This window comes from Acetobacter sp. P5B1, assembly GCF_018811985.1.
GTDB lineage: Bacteria > Pseudomonadota > Alphaproteobacteria > Acetobacterales > Acetobacteraceae > Acetobacter > Acetobacter cerevisiae.
Map to the genome: position 1 here is coordinate 41439 of NZ_JACRVS010000013.1, position 20375 is coordinate 61813.

The 20375-nt window shown below is 57.9% G+C and carries 17 protein-coding genes, 2 pseudogenes and 1 riboswitch; of the genes and pseudogenes, 4 read left to right on the top strand and 15 right to left on the bottom strand.

Annotated elements, in window-relative coordinates; genetic code table 11:
- Nucleotides 1–119: 119 nt before the first annotated feature.
- Together KP703_RS09745 and KP703_RS09750 are read left to right on the top strand one after the other, a co-directional pair.
- Nucleotides 120–1595, top strand: coding sequence for a sugar porter family MFS transporter (locus KP703_RS09745; protein ID WP_215754671.1), 1476 nt, complete (start codon nucleotides 120–122; stop codon nucleotides 1593–1595).
- A 3-nt stretch (nucleotides 1596–1598) separates the two neighbouring features.
- Nucleotides 1599–2609: a Gfo/Idh/MocA family protein gene (locus KP703_RS09750; protein WP_215754672.1), complete on the top strand. Its 1011-nt coding sequence runs from the start codon at nucleotides 1599–1601 to the stop codon at nucleotides 2607–2609.
- A gap of 53 nt (nucleotides 2610–2662) precedes the next feature.
- On the opposite strand, the gene KP703_RS09755 is transcribed toward KP703_RS09750, so the two are convergent.
- The 11 genes from KP703_RS09755 to KP703_RS09805 form a co-directional block, all read right to left on the bottom strand.
- Complete coding sequence (locus tag KP703_RS09755; protein ID WP_215754673.1) at nucleotides 2663–4108, bottom strand: Hint domain-containing protein; 1446 nt, start codon at nucleotides 4106–4108, stop codon at nucleotides 2663–2665.
- 203 nt (nucleotides 4109–4311) lie between these two features.
- Entirely contained in the window at nucleotides 4312–6906 is a 2595-nt protein-coding gene (locus KP703_RS09760; RefSeq protein WP_215754674.1) for an MMPL family transporter, read from the bottom strand.
- Nucleotides 6907–7018: 112 nt separating this feature from the next.
- On the bottom strand, nucleotides 7019–8029 hold the full coding sequence (locus KP703_RS09765) for a flippase-like domain-containing protein (RefSeq protein WP_215754675.1): 1011 nt from the start codon (nucleotides 8027–8029) through the stop codon (nucleotides 7019–7021).
- A gap of 51 nt (nucleotides 8030–8080) precedes the next feature.
- Nucleotides 8081–8563: a 6,7-dimethyl-8-ribityllumazine synthase gene (ribH, locus tag KP703_RS09770; protein ID WP_215754676.1), complete on the bottom strand. Its 483-nt coding sequence runs from the start codon at nucleotides 8561–8563 to the stop codon at nucleotides 8081–8083.
- 30 nt (nucleotides 8564–8593) lie between these two features.
- The gene (gene ribB / locus KP703_RS09775; protein WP_215754677.1) at nucleotides 8594–9961 is read right to left on the bottom strand and encodes a 3,4-dihydroxy-2-butanone-4-phosphate synthase; all 1368 of its coding nucleotides are present in this window, start codon (nucleotides 9959–9961) and stop codon (nucleotides 8594–8596) included.
- The gene (locus KP703_RS09780; protein WP_215754678.1) at nucleotides 9946–10548 is read right to left on the bottom strand and encodes a riboflavin synthase; all 603 of its coding nucleotides are present in this window, start codon (nucleotides 10546–10548) and stop codon (nucleotides 9946–9948) included. The genes ribB and KP703_RS09780 overlap by 16 nt, the downstream gene beginning before the upstream one ends.
- A 2-nt stretch (nucleotides 10549–10550) precedes the next feature.
- Nucleotides 10551–11549 (bottom strand): bifunctional diaminohydroxyphosphoribosylaminopyrimidine deaminase/5-amino-6-(5-phosphoribosylamino)uracil reductase RibD, encoded by a 999-nt coding sequence (gene ribD, locus KP703_RS09785; RefSeq protein WP_215754685.1) that lies wholly within the window; start codon nucleotides 11547–11549, stop codon nucleotides 10551–10553.
- A 126-nt stretch (nucleotides 11550–11675) separates the two neighbouring features.
- Nucleotides 11676–11822, bottom strand: a riboswitch (FMN riboswitch).
- A gap of 117 nt (nucleotides 11823–11939) precedes the next feature.
- A complete protein-coding gene (locus KP703_RS09790) occupies nucleotides 11940–13430 on the bottom strand; it encodes an outer membrane beta-barrel protein (RefSeq protein ID WP_082779625.1) in 1491 nt (496 codons plus the stop codon).
- A gap of 81 nt (nucleotides 13431–13511) precedes the next feature.
- Nucleotides 13512–14861: an ethanolamine permease gene (gene eat / locus KP703_RS09795; RefSeq protein WP_062274637.1), complete on the bottom strand. Its 1350-nt coding sequence runs from the start codon at nucleotides 14859–14861 to the stop codon at nucleotides 13512–13514.
- A complete protein-coding gene (gene eutC / locus KP703_RS09800) occupies nucleotides 14858–15658 on the bottom strand; it encodes an ethanolamine ammonia-lyase subunit EutC (RefSeq protein WP_215754679.1) in 801 nt (266 codons plus the stop codon). Before eutC ends, eat begins: the two co-directional genes overlap by 4 nt.
- A gap of 3 nt (nucleotides 15659–15661) precedes the next feature.
- Complete coding sequence (locus KP703_RS09805; RefSeq protein ID WP_215754680.1) at nucleotides 15662–17044, bottom strand: ethanolamine ammonia-lyase subunit EutB; 1383 nt, start codon at nucleotides 17042–17044, stop codon at nucleotides 15662–15664.
- Between the two features lie 202 nt (nucleotides 17045–17246).
- Here KP703_RS09805 and KP703_RS09810 point away from each other — a divergent pair, with 202 nt between their 5' ends.
- Nucleotides 17247–18302, top strand: coding sequence for an AraC family transcriptional regulator (locus KP703_RS09810; RefSeq protein ID WP_215754681.1), 1056 nt, complete (start codon nucleotides 17247–17249; stop codon nucleotides 18300–18302).
- Nucleotides 18303–18421: 119 nt separating this feature from the next.
- The gene (locus tag KP703_RS09815) at nucleotides 18422–18979 is read left to right on the top strand and encodes a flavodoxin family protein (protein WP_215754682.1); all 558 of its coding nucleotides are present in this window, start codon (nucleotides 18422–18424) and stop codon (nucleotides 18977–18979) included.
- Nucleotides 18980–19014: 35 nt separating this feature from the next.
- Here the strand turns inward: KP703_RS09815 and KP703_RS09820 are convergent, their stop codons facing one another.
- The 4 genes and pseudogenes from KP703_RS09820 to KP703_RS09830 form a co-directional block, all read right to left on the bottom strand.
- Nucleotides 19015–19242: a transposase gene (locus tag KP703_RS09820; protein ID WP_011251443.1), complete on the bottom strand. Its 228-nt coding sequence runs from the start codon at nucleotides 19240–19242 to the stop codon at nucleotides 19015–19017.
- Between the two features lie 22 nt (nucleotides 19243–19264).
- Nucleotides 19265–19873, bottom strand: a pseudogene (locus tag KP703_RS09825) (IS5-like element IS12528 family transposase); the annotation flags it as partial.
- A complete protein-coding gene (locus KP703_RS15910) occupies nucleotides 19828–19941 on the bottom strand; it encodes a hypothetical protein (RefSeq protein WP_373687471.1) in 114 nt (37 codons plus the stop codon). The gene KP703_RS15910 and the pseudogene KP703_RS09825, both read right to left, overlap by 46 nt.
- A pseudogene (locus KP703_RS09830) lies at nucleotides 19921–20310 on the bottom strand (IS5-like element IS12528 family transposase); the annotation flags it as partial. The gene KP703_RS15910 and the pseudogene KP703_RS09830, both read right to left, overlap by 21 nt.
- Nucleotides 20311–20375 lie beyond the last annotated feature (65 nt).

Below are 20375 nucleotides of genomic sequence, written 5' to 3' on the forward strand. Positions count from 1 at the left end.
CAGCGGGGGTTTTTTATTGCCTTTTCAGAACACCAGATCCGCACGCCGTTTTTATCGGAACTCATACCGTAACGAACCGTTCGTTGTTGTAAGAGAAACAATAAGAAAGGGCGTTATTCGTGAAAACCGCTGCACCAGAGCTCGCCTCTCAGGTTGACCCGGAAAGCCTGCGGCAGGGCAGACAGAACGCCTTTCTTTTTGCCGGCGCCGCAGGCCTTGCCGGGCTGATGTTTGGTCTTGATACCGGTGTGATTGCCGGAGCCCTGAAATTCATGGGGGCTGACCTCCATGCAGGTGACCGTGCGCAGGAATGGATTGTTTCCTCCCTGATGCTGGGGGCCGCTGCCGGGTCCCTGCTGGCTATCCCGGTTTCAAAACATCGGGGTCGCCGGGGGGCCATGTTTTATGCGGGCCTACTCTTTCTGATTGGTACCGGTCTCTGCGCACTGGCTCCATCCATTCCGGTCATGATTGCCGGACGTATTTTTCTGGGTGTTGGCGTGGGGTTTGCCTCATTTTCCGCCCCCCTTTATATTGCAGAAATTACTGAAAAAAGCCGTCGTGGTAAGATGATTTCCATCTACCAGCTCGTTATTACCGGCGGCATGTTGCTGGCTCTTTTATCAGACAGTCTGCTGTCCTACGGCGGCCACTGGCGCTGGATGCTCGGTATTCTGGCGGTACCAACCATCTTTTTCATTCTTGCAACAACACAGGTGCCTTACTCCCCCCGCTGGCTGGCCATGCAGGGCCGCAAGCATGAAGCACATGGTGTTTTGCAAAAAGTCCGCGGCTCTACGCAACAAGCCACGGAAGAACTAAACCGGATTGAACAGAATCTTAAAAAAACCAGCGGTAGTGGGCTGGCTTTGTTAAAATCCTCTCCCGGTTTCAGAAAAACCTTCACGCTGGGCATTCTGCTCCAGATGTTCCAGCAACTGGCAGGCATTAATATCCTGCTCTATTACGCCCCGCATATTCTGGAGCATCTGCATTTCTCCGCTCAGGCCGCCGTCTGGTGCACCACGCTTCTCGGGCTGGCCAACATGGTGGCAACCGGCGTCGCTATCCTGCTGATTGACCGCTGGGGCCGTCGCCCGCTGCTGCTGACAAGCACCATTATCTCCACCATCAGCCTGACGCTGTTCGGGTTCCTGCTCTATTCCCATATGAACGGCGGCTTTGCCAGCGTGGCCGTTGTCGCCCTTCTGGTCATTTTCACGTTAGGTTTTGCAACGGGTGAAGGCCCTATCCCCTGGACCATGTGCACGGAAATCCAGCCGCTTCAGGGCCGCGGGCTGGCCATTGCCTGCTCCACCTTTGCCAACTGGATTACAAACTGGCTGATCAGCAACGTCTTTTTGTCGGTTATGAGTGTCATTGGTGATTTTGGAATCTTCTGGTCACTGGCTGGCTTTAACGCCATATTTTTTCTGATCGGGTATTTTCTGGTGCCTGAAACCAAAGGTTGCTCTCTGGAAGAAATTGAACAGCGCGTGAAGGCCAACCTCCCGTTGCGCGAAATTGGCCAGCCCCTGTCTTCATCCTCCTCCACCACGCAACATACGGTGCCTATGGGCATGCAGAAAGGATAACCCATGAGCGTTCGTCTTGGTTTTATCGGCACAGGGGATCTGGGCGCTGACCATGTCCGGCGGTGTGCAAACATCATGTCCGGCGCAACAGTTTCCGCCCTTTATAATCGCACACAGTGCCGCGCAGAGAAGGTCGCCCGGGAGTTTGCGCCACAAGCGCGGGTGACGGCCACACCGGAAGAGCTGATTGAAAGCCCGCAGGTGGATGCGGTGGTGATTTCCTCCGCCAGCCAGACACATGAGGAACTTGTTCTCAAAGCCATTCAGGCTGGAAAATATGTGTTCTGTGAAAAACCTCTCGCCACCACGGCAGAAGGATGTGAGCGCATTCTGAAGGCGGAAAGTGCCATCGGAAAGCGACTGGTTCAGGTTGGATTCATGCGTGTGTATGACGAAGGCTATCTGAACCTGAAGTCTCTGGTCGACCAAAAAGCGATCGGCCCCCTTCTGATGGCCCATGCGGCGCACCGCAACCCAACCTCCGGCCCGCACTACACGCGTGAGATGCTGATCAGTGAAACGCTCATCCATGACGTGAATACGTTCCACTGGCTATTGGGCGAAAGCTTTACGGCGGCACAGGTTCTCTACCCGCGCTCTACCTCCAAAGCGGATGCCGCCCTGCAGGACCCCCAGCTTGTAATTCTCGAAACAGAAAGCGGTGTGCTGATTGATGTGGAAGTATTTGTAAACTGCCAGTTTGGGTACGACGTGCAGTGCGCGTTAATTGGAGAGAGCGGAGAAATCCGCCTCCCCGAACCCGCACGCGCTACCGTGCGGCGGAATGGCCAGAACGACACAGCCATTACTATGGGGTGCAAGGAACGGTTTAAGGCTGCGTATGACCGGGAATTGCAGGCATTTGTGGATGGTGTTGCCGCAGGCAAACTCACTGGCCCGGATAGCTGGGCAGGCTACGTCGCCTCCGCCACAGCCGATGCCTGTATCCGGGCGCAAAAAAGCGGACAACGGGAAAACATCAGACTTATCCCACAACCTGGGCTTTATCAGTAATCCAGCGGGGGACGTCCTGCTGAGAGCGCCCCCCCCCCGTTTTCTGCCTGATATTACGCCTGTTTGTGGCAAGTTGCTTTGCTGCTCCCTGCAAGCCTGTAAGGCCCCTGCTGTGCAAGAGTGAGTGTTAATTGCGCAAGGCCCTCAGACTGTCTCTGACCAAGACTCAGGACAGCATCGCCGGTTGTCCAGCGCATACCGCCTCCTTCGGGGGCGTGCCAGCCAGAAAGTGAAGCATCTGTGAGATGATCAGTTAATCTTGTGGTGTGCCCTTGCTCCACCAGCCTGATGTCTCCGACGGCAACACCCAGCATACGACGATCATCCACAAACGGCCCGAAAACATCACAGGGGCGGCTTCTATTGGAAACAATCCTGACAGAATCAACCCCACCCGGAAGCATGAAGGTCACCTCATCCTCATGACGTCTGGTGGGGCGCAGGATACCCCCTTCCGCCGTTACCAGATGCAGATCTGAGTGATAAATCAGGTCTGGTTTTTCAACTTTCAGTGCAAATCCTATAATTTTTGCACGGACCTCAATCTGACGAAAAATCGGCTCCACAAAATCACGCTTTACTCCTAATGGAGCCGCCGCGTGCTGCGCCCAGCTTTTGGGCTTCCCTCCAAGAAGGAAAACTTTACCATCCTGCCGGAAAGAACGCCTGTTTCCTGTATCAAGATAGCTTTCAGTCAGCACACCATCTGCCATAATGACGGAATGTGCTTCTGTCTCAATATGATAATAGGTGTAGTCCGTCACTGAACGATCATAAAAAATCGAACGACCATTAACGAGCATCCGGACCGGGATAAAGTGGCCGTTTAAAAACAGACAATGTTCCGCCGTAATCAGCATATCTTTATTGGGAACACCCTCCGCCAAAGCATCTTTAAGAAGACGCACCGGATATCCTGCTTCGTCATCAGCAAGATCCGGACGTATGACGGACTGTTTTTTACCAATCCAGACAATGGCACGCGGCGTCTTCGGGCCCTGTTGGTACGTCAGAACTTTCTGCCCAACAATCAGATCCTGCACCGGGCAAGCCCCGGACACAGTCTCGATCATGCTGTCTGCCAGAAAACAGACTGGAAGATAAACATCATTCCCCTGACTGCTCAGGATATTGGTCATATCCACAGTCTCGTCATCAGGGAGGTTAAAAATGTTCCCCGCATACTGGAAAGTAAAAATTTGTTGGTATGGGCTGCCATTCAGGAAGGAGAGAAACGTGCTTTTGGTCGCCGAAGAATAAGCACCCTGAACCGTCTGATACAGATTTTCGGGAATGACGATATTCCCCAGTCCTCCAGAAGCATCGGCGACTTTAATAAGAGCCTGCCCCTGCCCACTCGTCATATCAACGTTTGTAACGTTTAGGGTACCCCCTCCATTTTGAAAGGTGACGGTATACATCGCCTCTTCATCAGGCTGGTCAGGAAACGTAATAGTACAATCCTGCGAAATACCATTTTCAACGGTAATATCTTCCATAGCAGGCTCCACAATAAGACACGTTACAACAAGACGAAATATGTTCCTTTTTGTAACCTGGCAGGTCAGGAACTCACTATGGATGCTGGCATCTTCCGTCTTTATTCAACAATATTGAATACTCCCCTGAAATTTTCTTTCAGACCATAAAAAAAGCCGCCCCAGAATGAAGGCGGCTTTTTTTATGCAATGGCCTGACGTTCTCAGGCTTCGTCCGTCGGGCGCTTTGGCAGCAGAGCAGGAACAAACACCAGCGTCGCCAGAAGCGTGCAGCCCAGCGAGAGCAGCAGCAGACGGCCCATGCTGGCCGTGCCGGGGTGATGAGAGAGCGCCAGAGAGCCAAAGGCTGTGCCGGTTGTCAAAGCCGAGAAAAGAACGGCACGGGCGGTGGGAGACGCCAGCGGGAATTTGACCCCGTCCCGCCAGTTCATGACGAAATAGATGTTGAAGGAGACGCCAACCCCCAGCAGCAGCGGCAGGGCGATAATGTTGGCGAAGTTCAGTGTTTCCGGCAGCAGCACCACCAGAATGACCGTCATCAGGGCGGACAGCATCAGCGGGGCCAGAACCAGCAGCATATCCTTCACCCGGCGCAGGGCGAGGAAAAGGATGAGCGCAATCATGATGATGGCCGCAGCCGCAGCCTGTTCAAACGCACGCACAATGGAGCGAGCACTTTCCACAATATCAACAGCCGTGCCGGCAATTTCCGGCTCGACCTTTTGCAGAGCCGTCACAAATTTCCGCAAAGCCCCGCTGCTGGACATCACACCCGTGGGATGCACTTCCACCAGCGCCCGGCCATCTGGCAGCAGATAGTCATTGGCGATGGATGGCGGCACGTCTTTCAGCGTCACAGGCGTAGCCTGCAACATGGTGCGCAGCTGGTCGAGCTGGAGCGGCAGGAAACGCACCAGAGCATTATTGGCGGCCATGACCTGCGCGTCCGGCGCAGTAGACAGTTTGACCAGTGCAGCCTGAATGCGCCGCAGCGGGTCCTGCGCAGAGAGTTTGTCCAGCACGCCACCCAGCGCCGCAGCCGTTGCGCCAGCAGAGGCCCGGAGTTCATCGGCACTCGGAGCGGGTTTAGGGTTGGGCACAATCAGGGTTGGCAGCAGAATGGAGCTGGCATCCTGAATCAGCGCCAGCTTCTCATCCTGTTTGGTCGGCACAAAAGAGCCCAGCCAGAGCACATCATGCACCTGCGGCACGGTGGACAGGCGGTCAGCCTGCTTCTGCGCATCATCCAGAGACTTCACCAGCAGTTCTGCACTGTAAGGGGAAGACTGCGGATTGCTCATCAGCAGATGCAGAGCGCGCATGCCTTCAGAGTTCGGATTTTTAGTGTGCAGCGGGTCCCCGTCAAACTGGAGTTTGGGCACCAGCGCGATACCCACCACAGCCACGACACCAAACAGCCCCAGCAGCAGCGTGCGATGATGGCGGATTTTGACATCAACCGGCTTCATGAAGCTGTAGCCCATGTCCGGGCAGTCCAGCTTGGGGTGGAAAATTTTCAGCAGCGCAGGCAGCAGGCTTGTGGTGGAAACAAACGCTACCAGCATGCCGATCCCGGCAATCAGCCCCAGCTGCGCAACACCCAGAAAGGCCGTGGGGGTGAAAGCCAGAAAGCCCGCAGACGTGGCCAGAGCTGCCACCAGAATCTGGTGCCCGGTTTCTTCACCCGTCTCACGCAGTGCTTCCAGAATACCGGCATTGCCTGAATCGGCATGCTGAGCCCGGAAGCGGACTGAAAACTGGATGGCGAAATCCACCGCAATGCCAACAAACAGAATGGCAAAGGCCACGGAAATCAGATTAAGCGTGCCCACTGCTACGGCCGCAAAGCCGGTTGTGAGCAGAAGCCCCACAACCAGTGTCACCACAATGGGAAGCACCACGCGCCATGAGCGCACAGCAAGGGTCAGCCAGAGAGTAACGAGTACCAGAGAGCCGAGCAGACCGCTGACCATGCCTTCAGCCACGGTCGCAAACTCTTCATCATCCAGCTTCACCTGCCCGGTCATATGCACTTTGACCTGGCCGCTTTTAACAAATTCGAGGGATTTGATGGCCTGAACCATGGCGTCAGAGGCCGCACCTCCGGGCTGGAAAGACCCATAATCCAGCTTCGGCTTGGTGATGACGAACTGATACCGCCCGGCCAGATCGGACAACTGCCCGCCCAGAAGCTGCTGCCATGAGAGCGGCTGCGGCTGGCCTGCTGCGGCCTTTTCCAAGTTATCAGCAAACCCGGCCAGCGGGGTCTGGAAGCTTTTCAGACCATCCGCCTGCCCCTGCCTGATCCCCTCAGAGATCAGGGACATCGCGCCAAACAGGCCACGGGCAGACGGGTCCTGCGCCAGTGCGGACAGAAACGGCTGAGCCGTGATGGTGTCATTCAGCACTTGTGAGAGCGGCTGCGGCTCCAGAAACATCAGGCCATTGCGGATCAGATACGGGTTGGCATCCGGCCTCTCGGCAAAATTGAAGTGCGTATGGTCTGCGGAGAGCTTTTCAGCCAGTTCCCGGGCCGTTTCCCGCCCCTCTTCCGGCAGGTCGGCTTCAATCACCGCAACCAGCAGATTTTCCTTCTGCGGGAACAGGCGGCCCATCTCATCCGAGCGCTGCTTCCACTCCAGACGGTCGGACAGCATCTTGCTGGTGTCTGTGGTCACGCCAAGGCAGGTCATGCCCGCATAAACCGCCCCGCAGGACAGCAGCAGGAACAAGGCCACCACCGCATAGGCATGACGAGCACAGAATGTAATGAAGCGACCTATGGGGGCAGAGAGCATGACTGACGATCAGATCCTGAAAAGTTCACGGCACAAGGCCCAAAGCTGCTTTCGTTTGGACCAACCCACTGGCCCGATGCAAGGGAGGATATGCAGATCACGCCTGAGGGGCCTACAGACCAGAGCGGGAAAGCGGATTTTTGCTCCCGTTCTGAGACCGCGCATCCCACCGGTGTTCCAGCCATTGCCAGACCAGCAGCGAGGGCACGCCCCATGCAATTTCCCGCACACGTTTGATGAGAGACAGCGCAATAGCCAGAGCGGGGCTGATGCCAAACAGGCTGCCTATCAGCAGATAACCGCCTTCTGAAACACCCAGCGCGCCCGGCACGGCAAACCCGACGGATTTGGCAGCCTCACCCACGCCCTCAATCACAAAGCCGACAGAGAGCGAGCAGTCATGCCCCATGAAATGCAAAATGAGGCAGACTTCCACCGCCCCCAGCGCCCAGGCCACAAACTGGAGCCACAGGGCCATAACCGCGTTCCGCTTGACCTTGTACAAGCCCAGGACGGCCTGATGCAGTCCGCGGATGCCATCCACGCCGCTCCAGCCCAGATGCCCGGCAATTTTAACCAGAAGCACTTCCACAAAGGCCACCGCCCCCAGCCACTGGCTGATAAACAGCGCAAGACCTACCGCGAGCGCAATCAGGGCGCTTTCCAGCAATTCATCAGTAATAGGGGAGCGTTTGACCAGAAACAGCAGAAGGCCCAGCCCCATGAAGGTAAACAGGACCTGACTGAGCAGTTCGAGCGTGAGATCACAAATGGTTGCGGCGGCAGCGTGTCTGGTGCCTAAGCCACGGCGCGCCAGCAGGCGGCTGGACCAGACCTCGCCCCCCACCTGTGCCACGGGGAGCAGGTTATTGATGCCCTCCCGCACGCAGCGCAGCAGAAAATAGTCACGCCAAGGCAAAGATGGGGAAAGACTGTTGCCTGCAATCGTCCGCCAGGCCTGAGCGGAGAGTGCGACCTGCACGGCATGGAACAGTGTGGCGGCCAGAATGCCCCAGCCACCCGTCATGATAAGCGAAAGAATGGAGCGCGCGCCGAACTGCATCAGCATCCACACAGTCAGCCCCAGACCTAAAAGACCCGCGATGACGGTAACCCGCTTCATTCTTCCCCCTGTGTTAGAGGGCCGCTGACTCCGTACGGCAGCCCTTTTGCATCAGACCCTGATCTGACGCAGCAAAGCAAGAGACTCCACGCAGGCAGCGGCTGCTTCACGCCCTTTGTTATGAATATCATCGCGGGAGCGGACGTCAGCCTGCTCATCCGTGTAGGTGGTCAGCACACCAAAGGCGATGGGCGTTTCCGTCGCCAGAGAAGCCTGCATCAGCCCGACCGTGGTGCCCAGGCTGATGAATTCAAAATGCGCCGTATCCCCCTTAATCACGCAGCCAAGGCAGATCACCCCTTCAAAGCGTCCGCTTTTAGCCAGTGTCTGCGCCAGCAGCGGCATTTCAAACGCGCCGGGAGCCGCAAAAATATTCTGCTCCGCAACCGTAATGCCGTGCTCACCCAGCCATGCCAGAGCGCCATCCCGCAGGCCACCCGTCACTTCTTCATTAAAGCGGCTGACAATCAGGGCCAGACGCGGCATGGGCGTGAGGTTGAGGTCCGGGAGGGAGACAGGAATCCGTGTGCTCATGAAATTATCCTTAAAGAAAGCTGTGTAAAATCAGACTGCGGCGTCGGCTGGCGCATCACTCACAGAAAAGTGACTCAGGCTGTGCCCCATCCGCTGCCGCTTGGCATGCAGATACGCCCGGTTGTGCGGATTAACGGGGGTTTCCAGACCGATTCTCTTGCGAACATGGAAACCACGTGCTTCCAGCGCCCGCACCTTATCGGGATTATTGGTCAGCAGATCGAGCTGCCCCACGCCCAGATCCCGCAGGATTCCGGCTGCCGCCGTCCAGTCCCGCACATCGGTGGCAAAGCCCAGCCGATGGTTGGCATCGACCGTATCCAGACCGGCATCCTGCAATTCATACGCGCGGATCTTGTTGACCAGACCAATACCCCGGCCCTCATGCCCGCGCACGTAAACCAGCACGCCACAGTCCGCCTTGCCGATGGCTTTGAGCGCCGCATGCAACTGCGTGCCGCAGTCACACCGTAAAGACCCCAGCGCATCGCCCGTCACACATTCAGAGTGCATGCGCACCAGCGGCACAGCACCGGCGGCGGCAGGATTGCCTTTAACCAACGCCACATGCTCCACGCCTCGTGAATCCCGGAAGGCATGAATCGCCAGATCTTCCCCGCCATAGGCACTGGGCAGCGCTGCGGTGGCGAGATCCGCCATGGCTTCTTCTGCCGCACCGTCTGCATCCACCGTTTCATGAGGGGCTGACGGGGCCGCTGCGGTGTCCGCATCAGACGCAAGCGGCGTCAGGCCGTGGGTGCTAATCCATGTGACCAGTTCCGCGATGGAGATGATCGGCATGTCATGCTGCTGGCCGTAAACCTCCAGCGCCGGACGGCGGGCCATGGTGCCGTCTTCATTCAGGATTTCACAAATCACCGCAGCCGGACGGAGGCCAGCCAGACGCAGCAGGTCAATGGAGCCTTCCGTATGCCCGATGCGTTCCAGAACCCCTCCGGGGGCAGCACGCAGCGGGAAGATGTGGCCCGGCGTTGCCAGATCCATCGGCTGAGCGGTGTCAGACGCCGCCACCTGAATGGTATGCGCGCGATCTGCGGCGGAAATGCCGGTTGTCACCCCTTCCCGCGCCTCAATGGACACAGTGAAGGCCGTGCCATGCCGGGCGGTATTGTCCCGCACCATCATGGGCAGTTGCAGCTTGTCCACCTGTGCAGGGGTCAACGGCAGGCAGACCAGCCCACGGGCATGGGTGATCATGAAGTTCATGGCGGCTGGCGTCATGAATTCCGCCGCCATCACGAGGTCACCCTCGTTTTCACGGTCTTCGTCATCCACCATAATCACCATGCGGCCCGTGCGCAGAGCCTCTACAGCGCGACGCATAGCTTCAGACGGCTGAGCCGCCACGGGTGCGCCGTTTTTCACCGGTTCTGACATAGAACCTCCACATATTTGGCAATCACATCAACTTCCACATTCACCGCGTCGCCCGGCTGAAGTTTGCCGAGGTTGGTGTGGGTCCATGTGTGCGGGATAATCATCAGCGCGATGCGGAACACGTCATCTTTCACGTCGCTGAGTTCATTCAGGGTCAGGCTGATACCATCCAGCGTGATGGAGCCTTTTCCCACCATGTAGCGCCGCAGGCTGGCAGGCACTTCAAACACCACACGATGCGCATCACCGGAGGGCGTGCTTTCTACAAAACGGGCGGTGCCATCCACATGGCCCTGCACGATATGGCCAGAAAGACGGGTCGCTGGCGTTACGGCGCGCTCCAGATTCACGTGGCTTCCGGCCCGGAGCGCACCCAGCGTGGTGCGGTCCAGCGTCTCACTACTGACAAAAAACTGCACAAGGCCGGTCTCGGACGGCGCCGTGGCGGTCAGACACACCCCGTTGACGGCAATGCTCTCCCCCTCGGCCACATCACGCAGGCCGGTTTCCACTTCCAGCATGACAGATTTGGCACCGGGTTCGACTTTAAGCACAGGGCCGAGTGATTCGATGATTCCGGAAAACATTGTTACTCCTCAGCGCACCGTGCCCACTCCGGAAACAGAGCAAGCGGCGTTGTTGCATGACGGGTTATGACGGAAAAATGGTCTGCGCCCTGGGCATCCTGACGAATGGTCAGCCAATCATCCCACAGGTTCTGCTCCCGCAGAGCGGCCAGCACGCCCGGGCCGGCTTCCACCATCGCCCAGAGAGCGGTCGTTTCGGCCAGCAGAGCGGGAAGCTTTTGAATATCCGGGCAGAAGTGCACATCAAAACGTGTGCGGGCCTGCTCCAGCCAGTGCGTCGGCACATGCGCGGAGTGGCCGCACACCACCAGATCTCTGCGGCGCTCGGCATGGTCCTGCACATGGCGCACCGTAAAGGACGGGTTATCTGCCACCACCGTGCCCGTGCCGGTAATAACCAGATCCGTCGCCCGACGCAGGGCATGCGCAAAGCGGAGCGACTCTGGCGTTGTGAAGGTTGTCTTCCCGGCAGGCGGCACCATGCTGCCGTGCTGGTCCAGCGCTTGTTTGACCGTAATCCATGGCCGCCCCTGCGTCATCCTCATGGCGAACGGGGCCAGCAGAGCGCGGCACCGGGCGGCAAGGTCCGCGCCGTTCGGGCTCTCCGCCAGCCAGCGCACGGAAACGCCGGCCTTTGTCAGAGCCGTGGCTCCGCCGCCGGCGACATGGGGATTGGGGTCGGGGCAACCGATCCAGACAGTTTGAACGGGAGACTCCAGCAAGGCTTCCGTGCAGGGGCGCGTGCGGCCTGTGTGGTTGCAGGGTTCCAGCGTAACAACCGCTGTATGCACACGGTTAAACACCCCGGCGCGCTTGGCCTGCTCCAGCGCCAGCCGTTCCGCATGCAACTGCCCGGCCCGATGATGGGCCGCGACAATCAGCACCTCACCAGCCTCATCCAGCAGCGTGCAGCCCACGGCGGGATTAGGAGCCGTCTGGCCCACAAATCGCCATGCTTCTGCAATCGCCGCCTCAAAGGCCTGCGCGACACAGTTCGGCATCATTTTTGAAGGGTCTTGCGTCACACCCTGCACCCATCTGCCAAAAACAAAACCAGACAGACTCAGGGCAGATAGCAGGGGACACCCCTTACGCCTCCGCGACAGACGCGGAGACCCAAAGGCCTGCACCGTTCTCTCTCATCCGGACTGTAACCGTCGGCTCCGGAATCACACCGGATCTGCTGACCCTGCCGAAGCAGGCGCTCGCGGGCTTATAACGGAGAACCGTTACTTACCGCCGGTAGGGACTTGCACCCTGCCCTGAGAACGTCACGGTCATACAAGAGATGACCGCACTTGTTATGATGGGGTGAATAAAGCCTGCTTGCAAGAGAGAATGCGCGCAAAGCAGGCCAAAGAATGCGTGAGGTCCGGGGAATCGCCGCGCTTTCAAAAAGCCCAGATCGCGTCACAGCTGAACCAGAGCATATTATTGGTGCCGTTATTCACGATCGGATTGGACACCGTGCCCGCCTGATTGAACGGGTGGGTGCCGTTCAGCGATTTATCCAGACGAATTTCCGGCCGAATGGTCAGAGCGCCAAGACCAAGGCGTTTATTGATGAATTCCGGCTGGTAGGATGCCCCGACTGTCAGTTCCCCATAAGTCGTGGGAGGGGCTGCATAATAGGGATAAGGCTGGTTGCTGAGGGAGCGTGTGTAAGACGTAAAACTGGAATATTGCGCCGTTACAGCACCCGTATTGTCCCGGTAGATTTCGCCACGCGCATTTAGGGTCAGCCAGGGGCGAATAGCCCAGGCCAGATAGGAGGAAACCCCATACACATCATCATGCGTGAGATCATCATGCAGATAGATGCCGTCTACCGTGACAGTCACCTTCTTGTTCACATGATACGCCGCCATGATGTTCCCGTTATACTGCATCTTCTCGTTTGCAAGCGGCCCCATCCCGGCACTTGACCATCCATCCGGGGACATGATGGCGCGCCCGTTATTGCCCTGCGGCCCGAAATGCCCAATGGCGTGCACATCCAGCTTGCCATCCAGAAGGTGGTTAAACGCAAACCCGAAATAGCCTTTGGGCTTATTATTGTTTCCAGACCGCCCGAACGTGGTGGAATTGCCCGCATCCACCCCCAGAATCCAGTCCATATGTTTTGTCAGATGCATGGTGGCAAGAATGCCAACCGTCTCAAACGGCACGATATAATCGGATGCGTAATTGAACGTGTAGAATGGCCGCGCCTGCGCAGGCGTGCCCTCTACCCCCATTATCCCGTACATCTGCCCCACCTGCACATCTATCCCGTGGCGGAACAGCCAGGGCAGATGCGCATCAAGATGCGCCTGCGTGGGCGCCCACTGATACAGGCTGTTCAGAGAGCCGGACCCCATCCCTATGGTCGGGTCAAACCGGGCATCCGAACCATACATGGCCTCAAAAACAAAGCCGATGCCATAGCCGCCACCCACACTGGTAACGGGATGAGAGAGGGACCCCATAATCTGGTTGAGCGTAAAGGTGTTGGCACGGTCCGTATAATACTGCGCGAAGTTTCGACCGGAGCGCGTCCATGGGTTTCCGGAAATCCCGGCTTCAACACTCAGGTGTCCTTCCAGCCCGTCCCAGTATGTCAGCTTATGCCCGGGCTTGGGGTGAAAGAGATTGCCGACGTGCAGCTTTGGCATATCCCCCTGATCCGAGGTGCTGGCGGGAGCTACCAGCTCACCATCTGACGGCGTGCCAGCTGATTTTTCCGCTTTGGGGGGCTGAGACGCTGGCTTTTGCACAGCGCCCGGCTGCACCCGCTTTTTAGGCACGGACGCACGCGGCGTGTGGGGCTGATCAGACGGAGCGGCACTGATATCCGGGGAGAGAGCAGCACAGCCCACCAGCAGCAAAGAAACCAGAGACATTTGTTTCAGTCTGTTGTGCTTTGCCATCCACCTCAGTCCATTCCAGAAAATATCGGGGTCACAAGACATGATTTGGCAGCCCTATTGAACTGGCTGTTTTCTGGACAGAGCCATGAACAGAACAGACAGCACCACCATGAAGCCCAGATAAATGCAGAAGATTGTGCCATTGCAGGAAATGACCGCCACCAGAGCGATCAACGCCCCAATCAGCGCAATACCGGGCAGAACCGGATAGAGCGGCGCGCGATAGGAGCGATGCAGATCAGGCTCCGTGCGGCGCAGGCGGAACAGGCTGATCATGCTCAGCACATACATGGTCAGCGCCCCAAAGACCGACATGGTGACCAGCGTTGCGGTGAGCGACTGCCCGTTAATGGAAATGAAATCGTCCGAGAAAATAGCGGCGATGCCGATCACGCCGCCAGCGATGGTCGCCATATACGGAGTCTGAAACCGGGGGTGTAGCTGCCCCAGCACTTTCGGCAGAAAGCCTGCGCGAGCGAGCGCAAAAATCTGCCGGGCATAGCCCATGATAATCCCGTGCAGGGACGCCACCAGCCCGAACAGCCCCAGCCAGACCAGCATATGCAACCAACCGCTATTGCTGCCGACCACACGCTTCATGGCCTGCGGCAACGGGTCATTCAGATTGGCAAGGCTGTGCCAGTCCCCGACCCCGCCCGCAAACAGCATGACACCGAAGGCAAGGGAGACGAGCGTGAGCACTCCGGCAATATAGGCAATGGGAATAGCACGTTTGGGGTCTTTGGCTTCCTCCGCCGCCATCGCGACGCCTTCAATGGCCAGAAAGAACCAGATGGCAAAGGGGATAGCGGCAAAAATGCCTCCCATCGCTTCCCAGCCAAAATGCGGAGCAGCACCCCAGCCATCATGCAGAAAATTCTGCCATGAAAAGGCGGGGGCCACGACGCCCATAAACACCAGCAATTCAATAATAGCCGCAATGGTAATAAAGAGTTCAAAGGTGGCCGCGATATGCACGCCAACAATATTCAGCGCCATGAACACCAGATACGCCCCGCAGGCCGCCACCTTTGGCGAAAGCCCCGGAAACTGCACATTCAGATACGCCCCAATCGCCAGCGCAATGGCAGGAGGCGCAAAAATGAACTCCACCAGCGTCGCCAGTCCCACAACCAGCCCACCCCAGCGGCCCAGGGCACGGGAACTGTAGGTAAACGGGCCACCCGCCTGTGGAATGGCGCAGGTCAGTTCCGTAAAGCTGAAGATGAAAGCCGTATAAATCACCGCGACAAACACAGTCGCCACCAGAAAGCCGAGTGTGCCCGCTGTAGCCCAGCCATAACTCCAGCCGAAATATTCACCCGAAATAACCAGACCGACGGCAATGCCCCACAGATGGAAGGCCCCCAGCGTTTTGTGCAGATTGGTGGGGCTCTGGCTCATGCGTGCGGGTCCTTTTCTATTGAAGGAATGGAATTTTCAGGAAGACTGCTGTCAGGTGCGGCATCTTTCAGCCCTACGCCCGTCAGCTTCAGCTGCATGGCTTCCTGCATCAGCCATGCAAGCTTGTCCGCCGCCCCGGAGGTCGGCAGACCATGTTGATGGATATTGGACAGGCAATTCCGCGCGGAATCCGGGCAGCCAACGTAGGGGGCGTATGTCAGATAAACGCCCATACTGTCGGCCACACTCAGGCCGGGGCGCTCACCAATCATCATCACCACCATGCGTGCGCCGAGTGCCGAGGCAATCTCATCCCCCAGCGCCACACGGCCCTGTGTAGCGATCACCAGTGGCGCAATCCGCCAACCCTTCAGCCGTGCCTGCATGGCCCGAAACAAGGGGATTGCCCCTTTCTGTGTCGCAATGGAGGAGAGGCCATCGGCAGCGACAAACACAACGTCCCACTCGCCTTTTTGCAAAAAAGCGAGACTTTCCGGCGCCAGCCTGCGGCCCAGATCAGGCCGCCGCAGATAGGTGGAACGGTCCGGAGCGCGGCTGCGCACACACAGGCAGGAAATCCCGTTCAACTCCTCCAGCATGGCCTGCACATCCAGCGGCGTATGCACCGCATCCCGCGCCTGCGCGTGAGCGGCCTGAAACGTCAGAACATCCGTTGTACGCTGCGCATTACCGCTGCGGCCCAGACCAATCCGCGCCCGGGTGAGAGACCGCAGATCCTGCCAGACGTCCGGCGCGCCATCTTTGTTTTTTGAAGGAGGAAGAGGATTTTGGGTCATGGGTCAGCCAACCAGCTGCGCAAGGCGCGTCTGGTGCGGTGCAAGTTCCCGCATGCGGCCAGACTGCGCGTCAAACAGACCCATCTGCTCCAGCCATGCCGCAAATTCGGGCGCGGGCCGGAGGTTGAGCATGCTGCGCAAGGTCAGAATATCGTGGAAAGACAGGCTCTGATAATTGAGCATGATGTCATCCGCACCGGGCACCCCAATCAGGAAGGTAATGCCCGCGGCACCCAGCAGAACCATCAGATTGTCCATGTCATCCTGATCAGCCTCGGCGTGGTTGGTGTAGCAGGCGTCACACCCCATCGGCACCCCCAGCAGCTTGGCGCAGAAATGGTCTTCCAGCCCGGCGCGGATAATCTGCTTGCCGTCATACAGATATTCCGGGCCGATAAAGCCCACGACCGTATTGACCAGCAAAGGCCGGAACGCGCGGGCCACGGCATACGCACGGGCTTCCACGGTCTGCTGGTCCAGCCCGTGATGCGCCTCGGCTGAGAGCGCCGCCCCCTGCCCTGTTTCAAAATACATGACGTTATCACCCACCGTGCCGCGTTTGAGCGACAGAGCGGCTTCATGCGCTTCTTTCAAAATATCCAGCGTAACGCCAAAGCCCTCATTGGCTTTCTGCGTGCCCGCAATGGACTGAAAGACCAGATCCACCGCACCGCCCTTGTTCATAATCTCCAGCGTGTTGGTCACATGGGTCAGCACACAGGTCTGGGTCGGGATGTCATAGCGGCGGCGGGCGTGATCCAGCATGTCCAGCAGGGCCAGACCGTTGGCGACGCTATCCGTCGCGGGGTTGATGCCAATCACGGCATCACCCATGCCATAAAGCAGGCCGTCCAGCGTGGACGCGGCAATCCCTTTCAGGTCATCTGTCGGGTGGTTGGGTTGCAGGCGTGACGACAGACAGCCTTCCAGACCGATGGTATTGCGGAAGCGAGTCACCACCCGCATTTTCCGCGCGACACTCATCAGATCCTGATTGCGCATGATCTTGCTGACGGCCGCCGCCATTTCCGGCGTAAAGCCCGGTGCTGCGGCTGTCAGGGCGGCAGGTGTGGCCTCGTGTGAGAGCAGCCAGTCCCGCAGATCCCCCACCGTCATGGACGCAAACGGGGCAAAGGCAGCCCTGTCGTGCGTATCCATAATCAGGCGGGTGACGTCATCGGCCTCGTAGGGAATCAGTTCAGTCCGCACAAAAAGGTCGAGCGGCGCATCCGCCAGCGCATAGCGGGCAGCAATGCGCTGCGCATCAGACGTGGCGGCAAGGCCAGCCAGTTCATCCCCCGACCGCACGGGCGATGCTGCGGCCATCAGGGCCTTGAGATCATCAAAGACATAGCGTTCACCGCCAAGACTGTACTGAAAGCCCATGCCAGCATGCCTCCCGAGACCCTGCGGAAATCCGCTGGGAACCAAGCCGGGACTCGGTGTTGTGCCCGGCTCTCTCCATTTCGTTCGATACTGAAATGATACCTGTTCCGGGGGCTGGCTGACTTGACGGATACCAACAAACTTTTGACACTTTACAACGTTCAGACTGGTAAAGACCGCCACCACTATTACTGAGGACACCATGCCCCGCTTTTCCGGCACAGGAGAAAACGCCAGCGTTCTCGCCGCCGCCGCGTGGGGGGTGGAACGCTTCATGCAGGACCGTGGCGGGGATATCGACCGCATTGCGGGGCGCGCAGGCCTCTCCACCCGTCAGTTTTCCCTTCCGACCGATGCGCTGGATCTGGGTGCCTATTGCCGCCTGTTTCATGAAGCCGCAGCCGATACGCAGAATGGCAATATCGGCCTCTGGTTCGGCCAGCAGTTTGACCCGCGCAAGCTGGGGCTGATCGGCTATGTAGCGCTTCTCTCCCCAACAGTCTCCGATGCCCTGCACAATCTGGCCTCGCATTTCGGCTATCATCAGGCCCGCACAGAAACCCGATTTGTGCAGCAGGGGGATCTGCTCCGGCTGGACTATGCCATTCGGGACCCGGCCATTCTCACGCGGCGGCACGACGCCGAACTCACCATGGGGATGTTCTGCAACATTCTACGCCATGCGCTGGGGCCGGACTGGGCGCCGGAAGAAGTGCATTTTGAACACAGCCAGCCAGAACAGGCTGAAGAGCATCGGCAGGCGTTTCAGGCCAATATCCGTTTCCAGTGCCCCACCAATGCTCTGGTGTTCCGCAAAACAGGGCTGGATCGCCCGATGCCAGACGCGGACCCGATTATGCTGGAAGTCATCCGCTCGTCCCTCATCTCTCTTGCCCGCAGCAGGCCGGAGCTGGCTGCCTCCCATCTTTCCCTAAAAGAACAGGTCGTTCAGCACATCCGAGCAGCGCTTGAAGATGGACATATCGAATTTCCCGATATTGCCGCCCGGATGACCCTGCCGCCCTGGACCCTGCAACGCAGGCTGGCGCAGCTCAATCTGTCCTATTCCGCTTTGCTGGAAGAAACCCGCTACGCAGAAGCCCTGCGCTATCTCGCCATACCCACGCATGACATCAGCGAAATTGCCCGCACGCTGGCCTATACGGAAACCAGCGCCTTCAGCCGGGCCTTCCGGAAATGGAGCGGCATGTCGCCCCGCGCATGGCGACAACACAACAAGAGTGATTTCACTCCCTGAGTTGGAGATGACATCTTAAAAACGGTTCTTATCGTGCTCTGGCGCGAATGGCATGGTGCCCTGACCACTTCACAAACGCGCCTCCAACGCGGCACATTCCGATAAGGATTTAAAGAGACATGTCCGACGTTCTTGTTGTTTATCATTCCGGCTATGGTCACACGCGCAAAGTGGCAGAGCATGTGGCACAGGGTGCGAATGCAACCCTCATCACCATTGATGAAAACGGCGACATCCCGGAAGACGCATGGGACAAGCTGAACGCCGCCAAAGCCATTATTTTCGGCACACCGACCTACATGGGCAATGCCAGCTGGCAGTTCAAAAAATTTGCTGATGCCACGTCCAAAATCTGGTTCATCCGCGGGTGGGAAAACAAAATTTTCGGCGGCTTTACCAACAGCGCCAGCCTGAATGGCGATAAAGCTGTGACGCTGGAATGGCTGAACACGCTGGCCTCTCAGCATGGTGGCATCTGGGTAAGCCTTGGCCTGGCCCCGGCCAACACCAAAGCCGCCAAGCGTACGGACATTAACAACCTTGGCGGGTCTGTCGGCCTGCTGGTGCAAAGCCCGGCTGATGCCAGCGTGGATGAAATTCCGCAGGGCGATCTGGATACAGCGACTCTGTACGGCAAACGCGTAGCCGATATCGCTACCCGTTTTTCTGCGGCGTAACGCGCAGCCGCTTTCCTAAGAGCCCTTTTGGAAATTCACGGATGAGCGTTTCGGCGTAGCATGAGGCTTCCCATGGCGATGTGGATCATGGCCTCTGCGACGTCGATCCGCTGTTCGTAGTCCTTCACAAGGCGACGCCAGCGGATCATCCAACCGAAGGTCCGTTCCACAACCCACCGACGCGGCAGGATTTCAAACCCTTTTGCTGTCTCTGACCGCCGGATGATCTCGACTGTGAAGTCGAGAAAAGTGGCCTTATCCATCAACNAGAGCCCTTTTGGAAATTCACGGATGAGCGTTTCGGCGTAGCATGAGGCTTCCCATGGCGATGTGGATCATGGCCTCTGCGACGTCGATCCGCTGTTCGTAGTCCTTCACAAGGCGACGCCAGCGGATCATCCAACCGAAGGTCCGTTCCACAACCCACCGACGCGGCAGGATTTCAAACCCTTTTGCTGTCTCTGACCGCCGGATGATCTCGACTGTGAAGTCGAGAAAAGTGGCCTTATCCATCAACTGGAGGCGGTCATAGGCTCCATCGGCAAACAGGTGCTTCACCCAAGGCCAGCGTTTACGAATGGCATCAAGGATCATCTGTCCTCCTGCACTGTCCGAAATATCGGCTGTTGTCAGCTGGACCAGGAGAAGGCGGCCATCCGTATCAACTGCGATGTGACGTTTCCGACCGACGATCTTCTTGCCTGCGTCATAACCACGTGTCTTTGCGTGGGGTGCCTTGATACTCTGGCTATCAATGACACCACCCGATGGACTGGTTTCGCGTCCTGCCGCTTCACGATCGAGCATCAGACAGACATCATGAATGGTCTGGAACAGGAAACGGCGCATCAGCCTGCGGAACCACCAGTAAACCGTTTGCCATGGGNTGCGATGTGACGTTTCCGACCGACGATCTTCTTGCCTGCGTCATAACCACGTGTCTTTGCGTGGGGTGCCTTGATACTCTGGCTATCAATGACACCACCCGATGGACTGGTTTCGCGTCCTGCCGCTTCACGATCGAGCATCAGACAGACATCATGAATGGTCTGGAACAGGAAACGGCGCATCAGCCTGCGGAACCACCAGTAAACCGTTTGCCATGGGCCAAAATGAACCGGAAGCATCTCCCAACCACAGCCTGAGCGCACGAGATAGCGCAGAGCATTGATGATCTCACGGGAATCGGTTGTCCGTTTCCGACCACGCCGGTTCGCAGGGGGCATCAGAGGCGCTATGCGCTCCCATTCCTCATCTGTCAGATCAGACGGATAGCGTTTCGTCTTGCGTGTAATTCCGGCCATGCGGCCTCGTTGTGCTGGCGTCCACATCCTGCCTTTGAATCACACTCAAAACCTCTTGAAAACCTATCATAGCGAATTTCCAAAAGGGCTCT

Bases quoted from the DNA above. Each gene is read 5' to 3' on its own strand.
- KP703_RS09750 (WP_215754672.1), top strand. From the start codon at position 1,599: ATGAGCGTTCGTCTTGGTTTTATCGGCACAGGGGATCTGGGCGCTGAC.
- KP703_RS09755 (WP_215754673.1), bottom strand. From the start codon at position 4,108: ATGGAAGATATTACCGTTGAAAATGGTATTTCGCAGGATTGTACTATT.
- KP703_RS09760 (WP_215754674.1), bottom strand. From the start codon at position 6,906: ATGCTCTCTGCCCCCATAGGTCGCTTCATTACATTCTGTGCTCGTCAT.
- KP703_RS09765 (WP_215754675.1), bottom strand. From the start codon at position 8,029: ATGAAGCGGGTTACCGTCATCGCGGGTCTTTTAGGTCTGGGGCTGACT.
- ribH (WP_215754676.1), bottom strand. From the start codon at position 8,563: ATGAGCACACGGATTCCTGTCTCCCTCCCGGACCTCAACCTCACGCCC.
- ribB (WP_215754677.1), bottom strand. From the start codon at position 9,961: ATGTCAGAACCGGTGAAAAACGGCGCACCCGTGGCGGCTCAGCCGTCT.
- KP703_RS09780 (WP_215754678.1), bottom strand. From the start codon at position 10,548: ATGTTTTCCGGAATCATCGAATCACTCGGCCCTGTGCTTAAAGTCGAA.
- ribD (WP_215754685.1), bottom strand. From the start codon at position 11,549: ATGCCGAACTGTGTCGCGCAGGCCTTTGAGGCGGCGATTGCAGAAGCA.
- KP703_RS09790 (WP_082779625.1), bottom strand. From the start codon at position 13,430: ATGTCTCTGGTTTCTTTGCTGCTGGTGGGCTGTGCTGCTCTCTCCCCG.
- eat (WP_062274637.1), bottom strand. From the start codon at position 14,861: ATGAGCCAGAGCCCCACCAATCTGCACAAAACGCTGGGGGCCTTCCAT.
- eutC (WP_215754679.1), bottom strand. From the start codon at position 15,658: ATGACCCAAAATCCTCTTCCTCCTTCAAAAAACAAAGATGGCGCGCCG.
- KP703_RS09805 (WP_215754680.1), bottom strand. From the start codon at position 17,044: ATGGGCTTTCAGTACAGTCTTGGCGGTGAACGCTATGTCTTTGATGAT.
- KP703_RS09810 (WP_215754681.1), top strand. From the start codon at position 17,247: ATGCCCCGCTTTTCCGGCACAGGAGAAAACGCCAGCGTTCTCGCCGCC.
- KP703_RS09815 (WP_215754682.1), top strand. From the start codon at position 18,422: ATGTCCGACGTTCTTGTTGTTTATCATTCCGGCTATGGTCACACGCGC.
- KP703_RS09820 (WP_011251443.1), bottom strand. From the start codon at position 19,242: ATGGATAAGGCCACTTTTCTCGACTTCACAGTCGAGATCATCCGGCGG.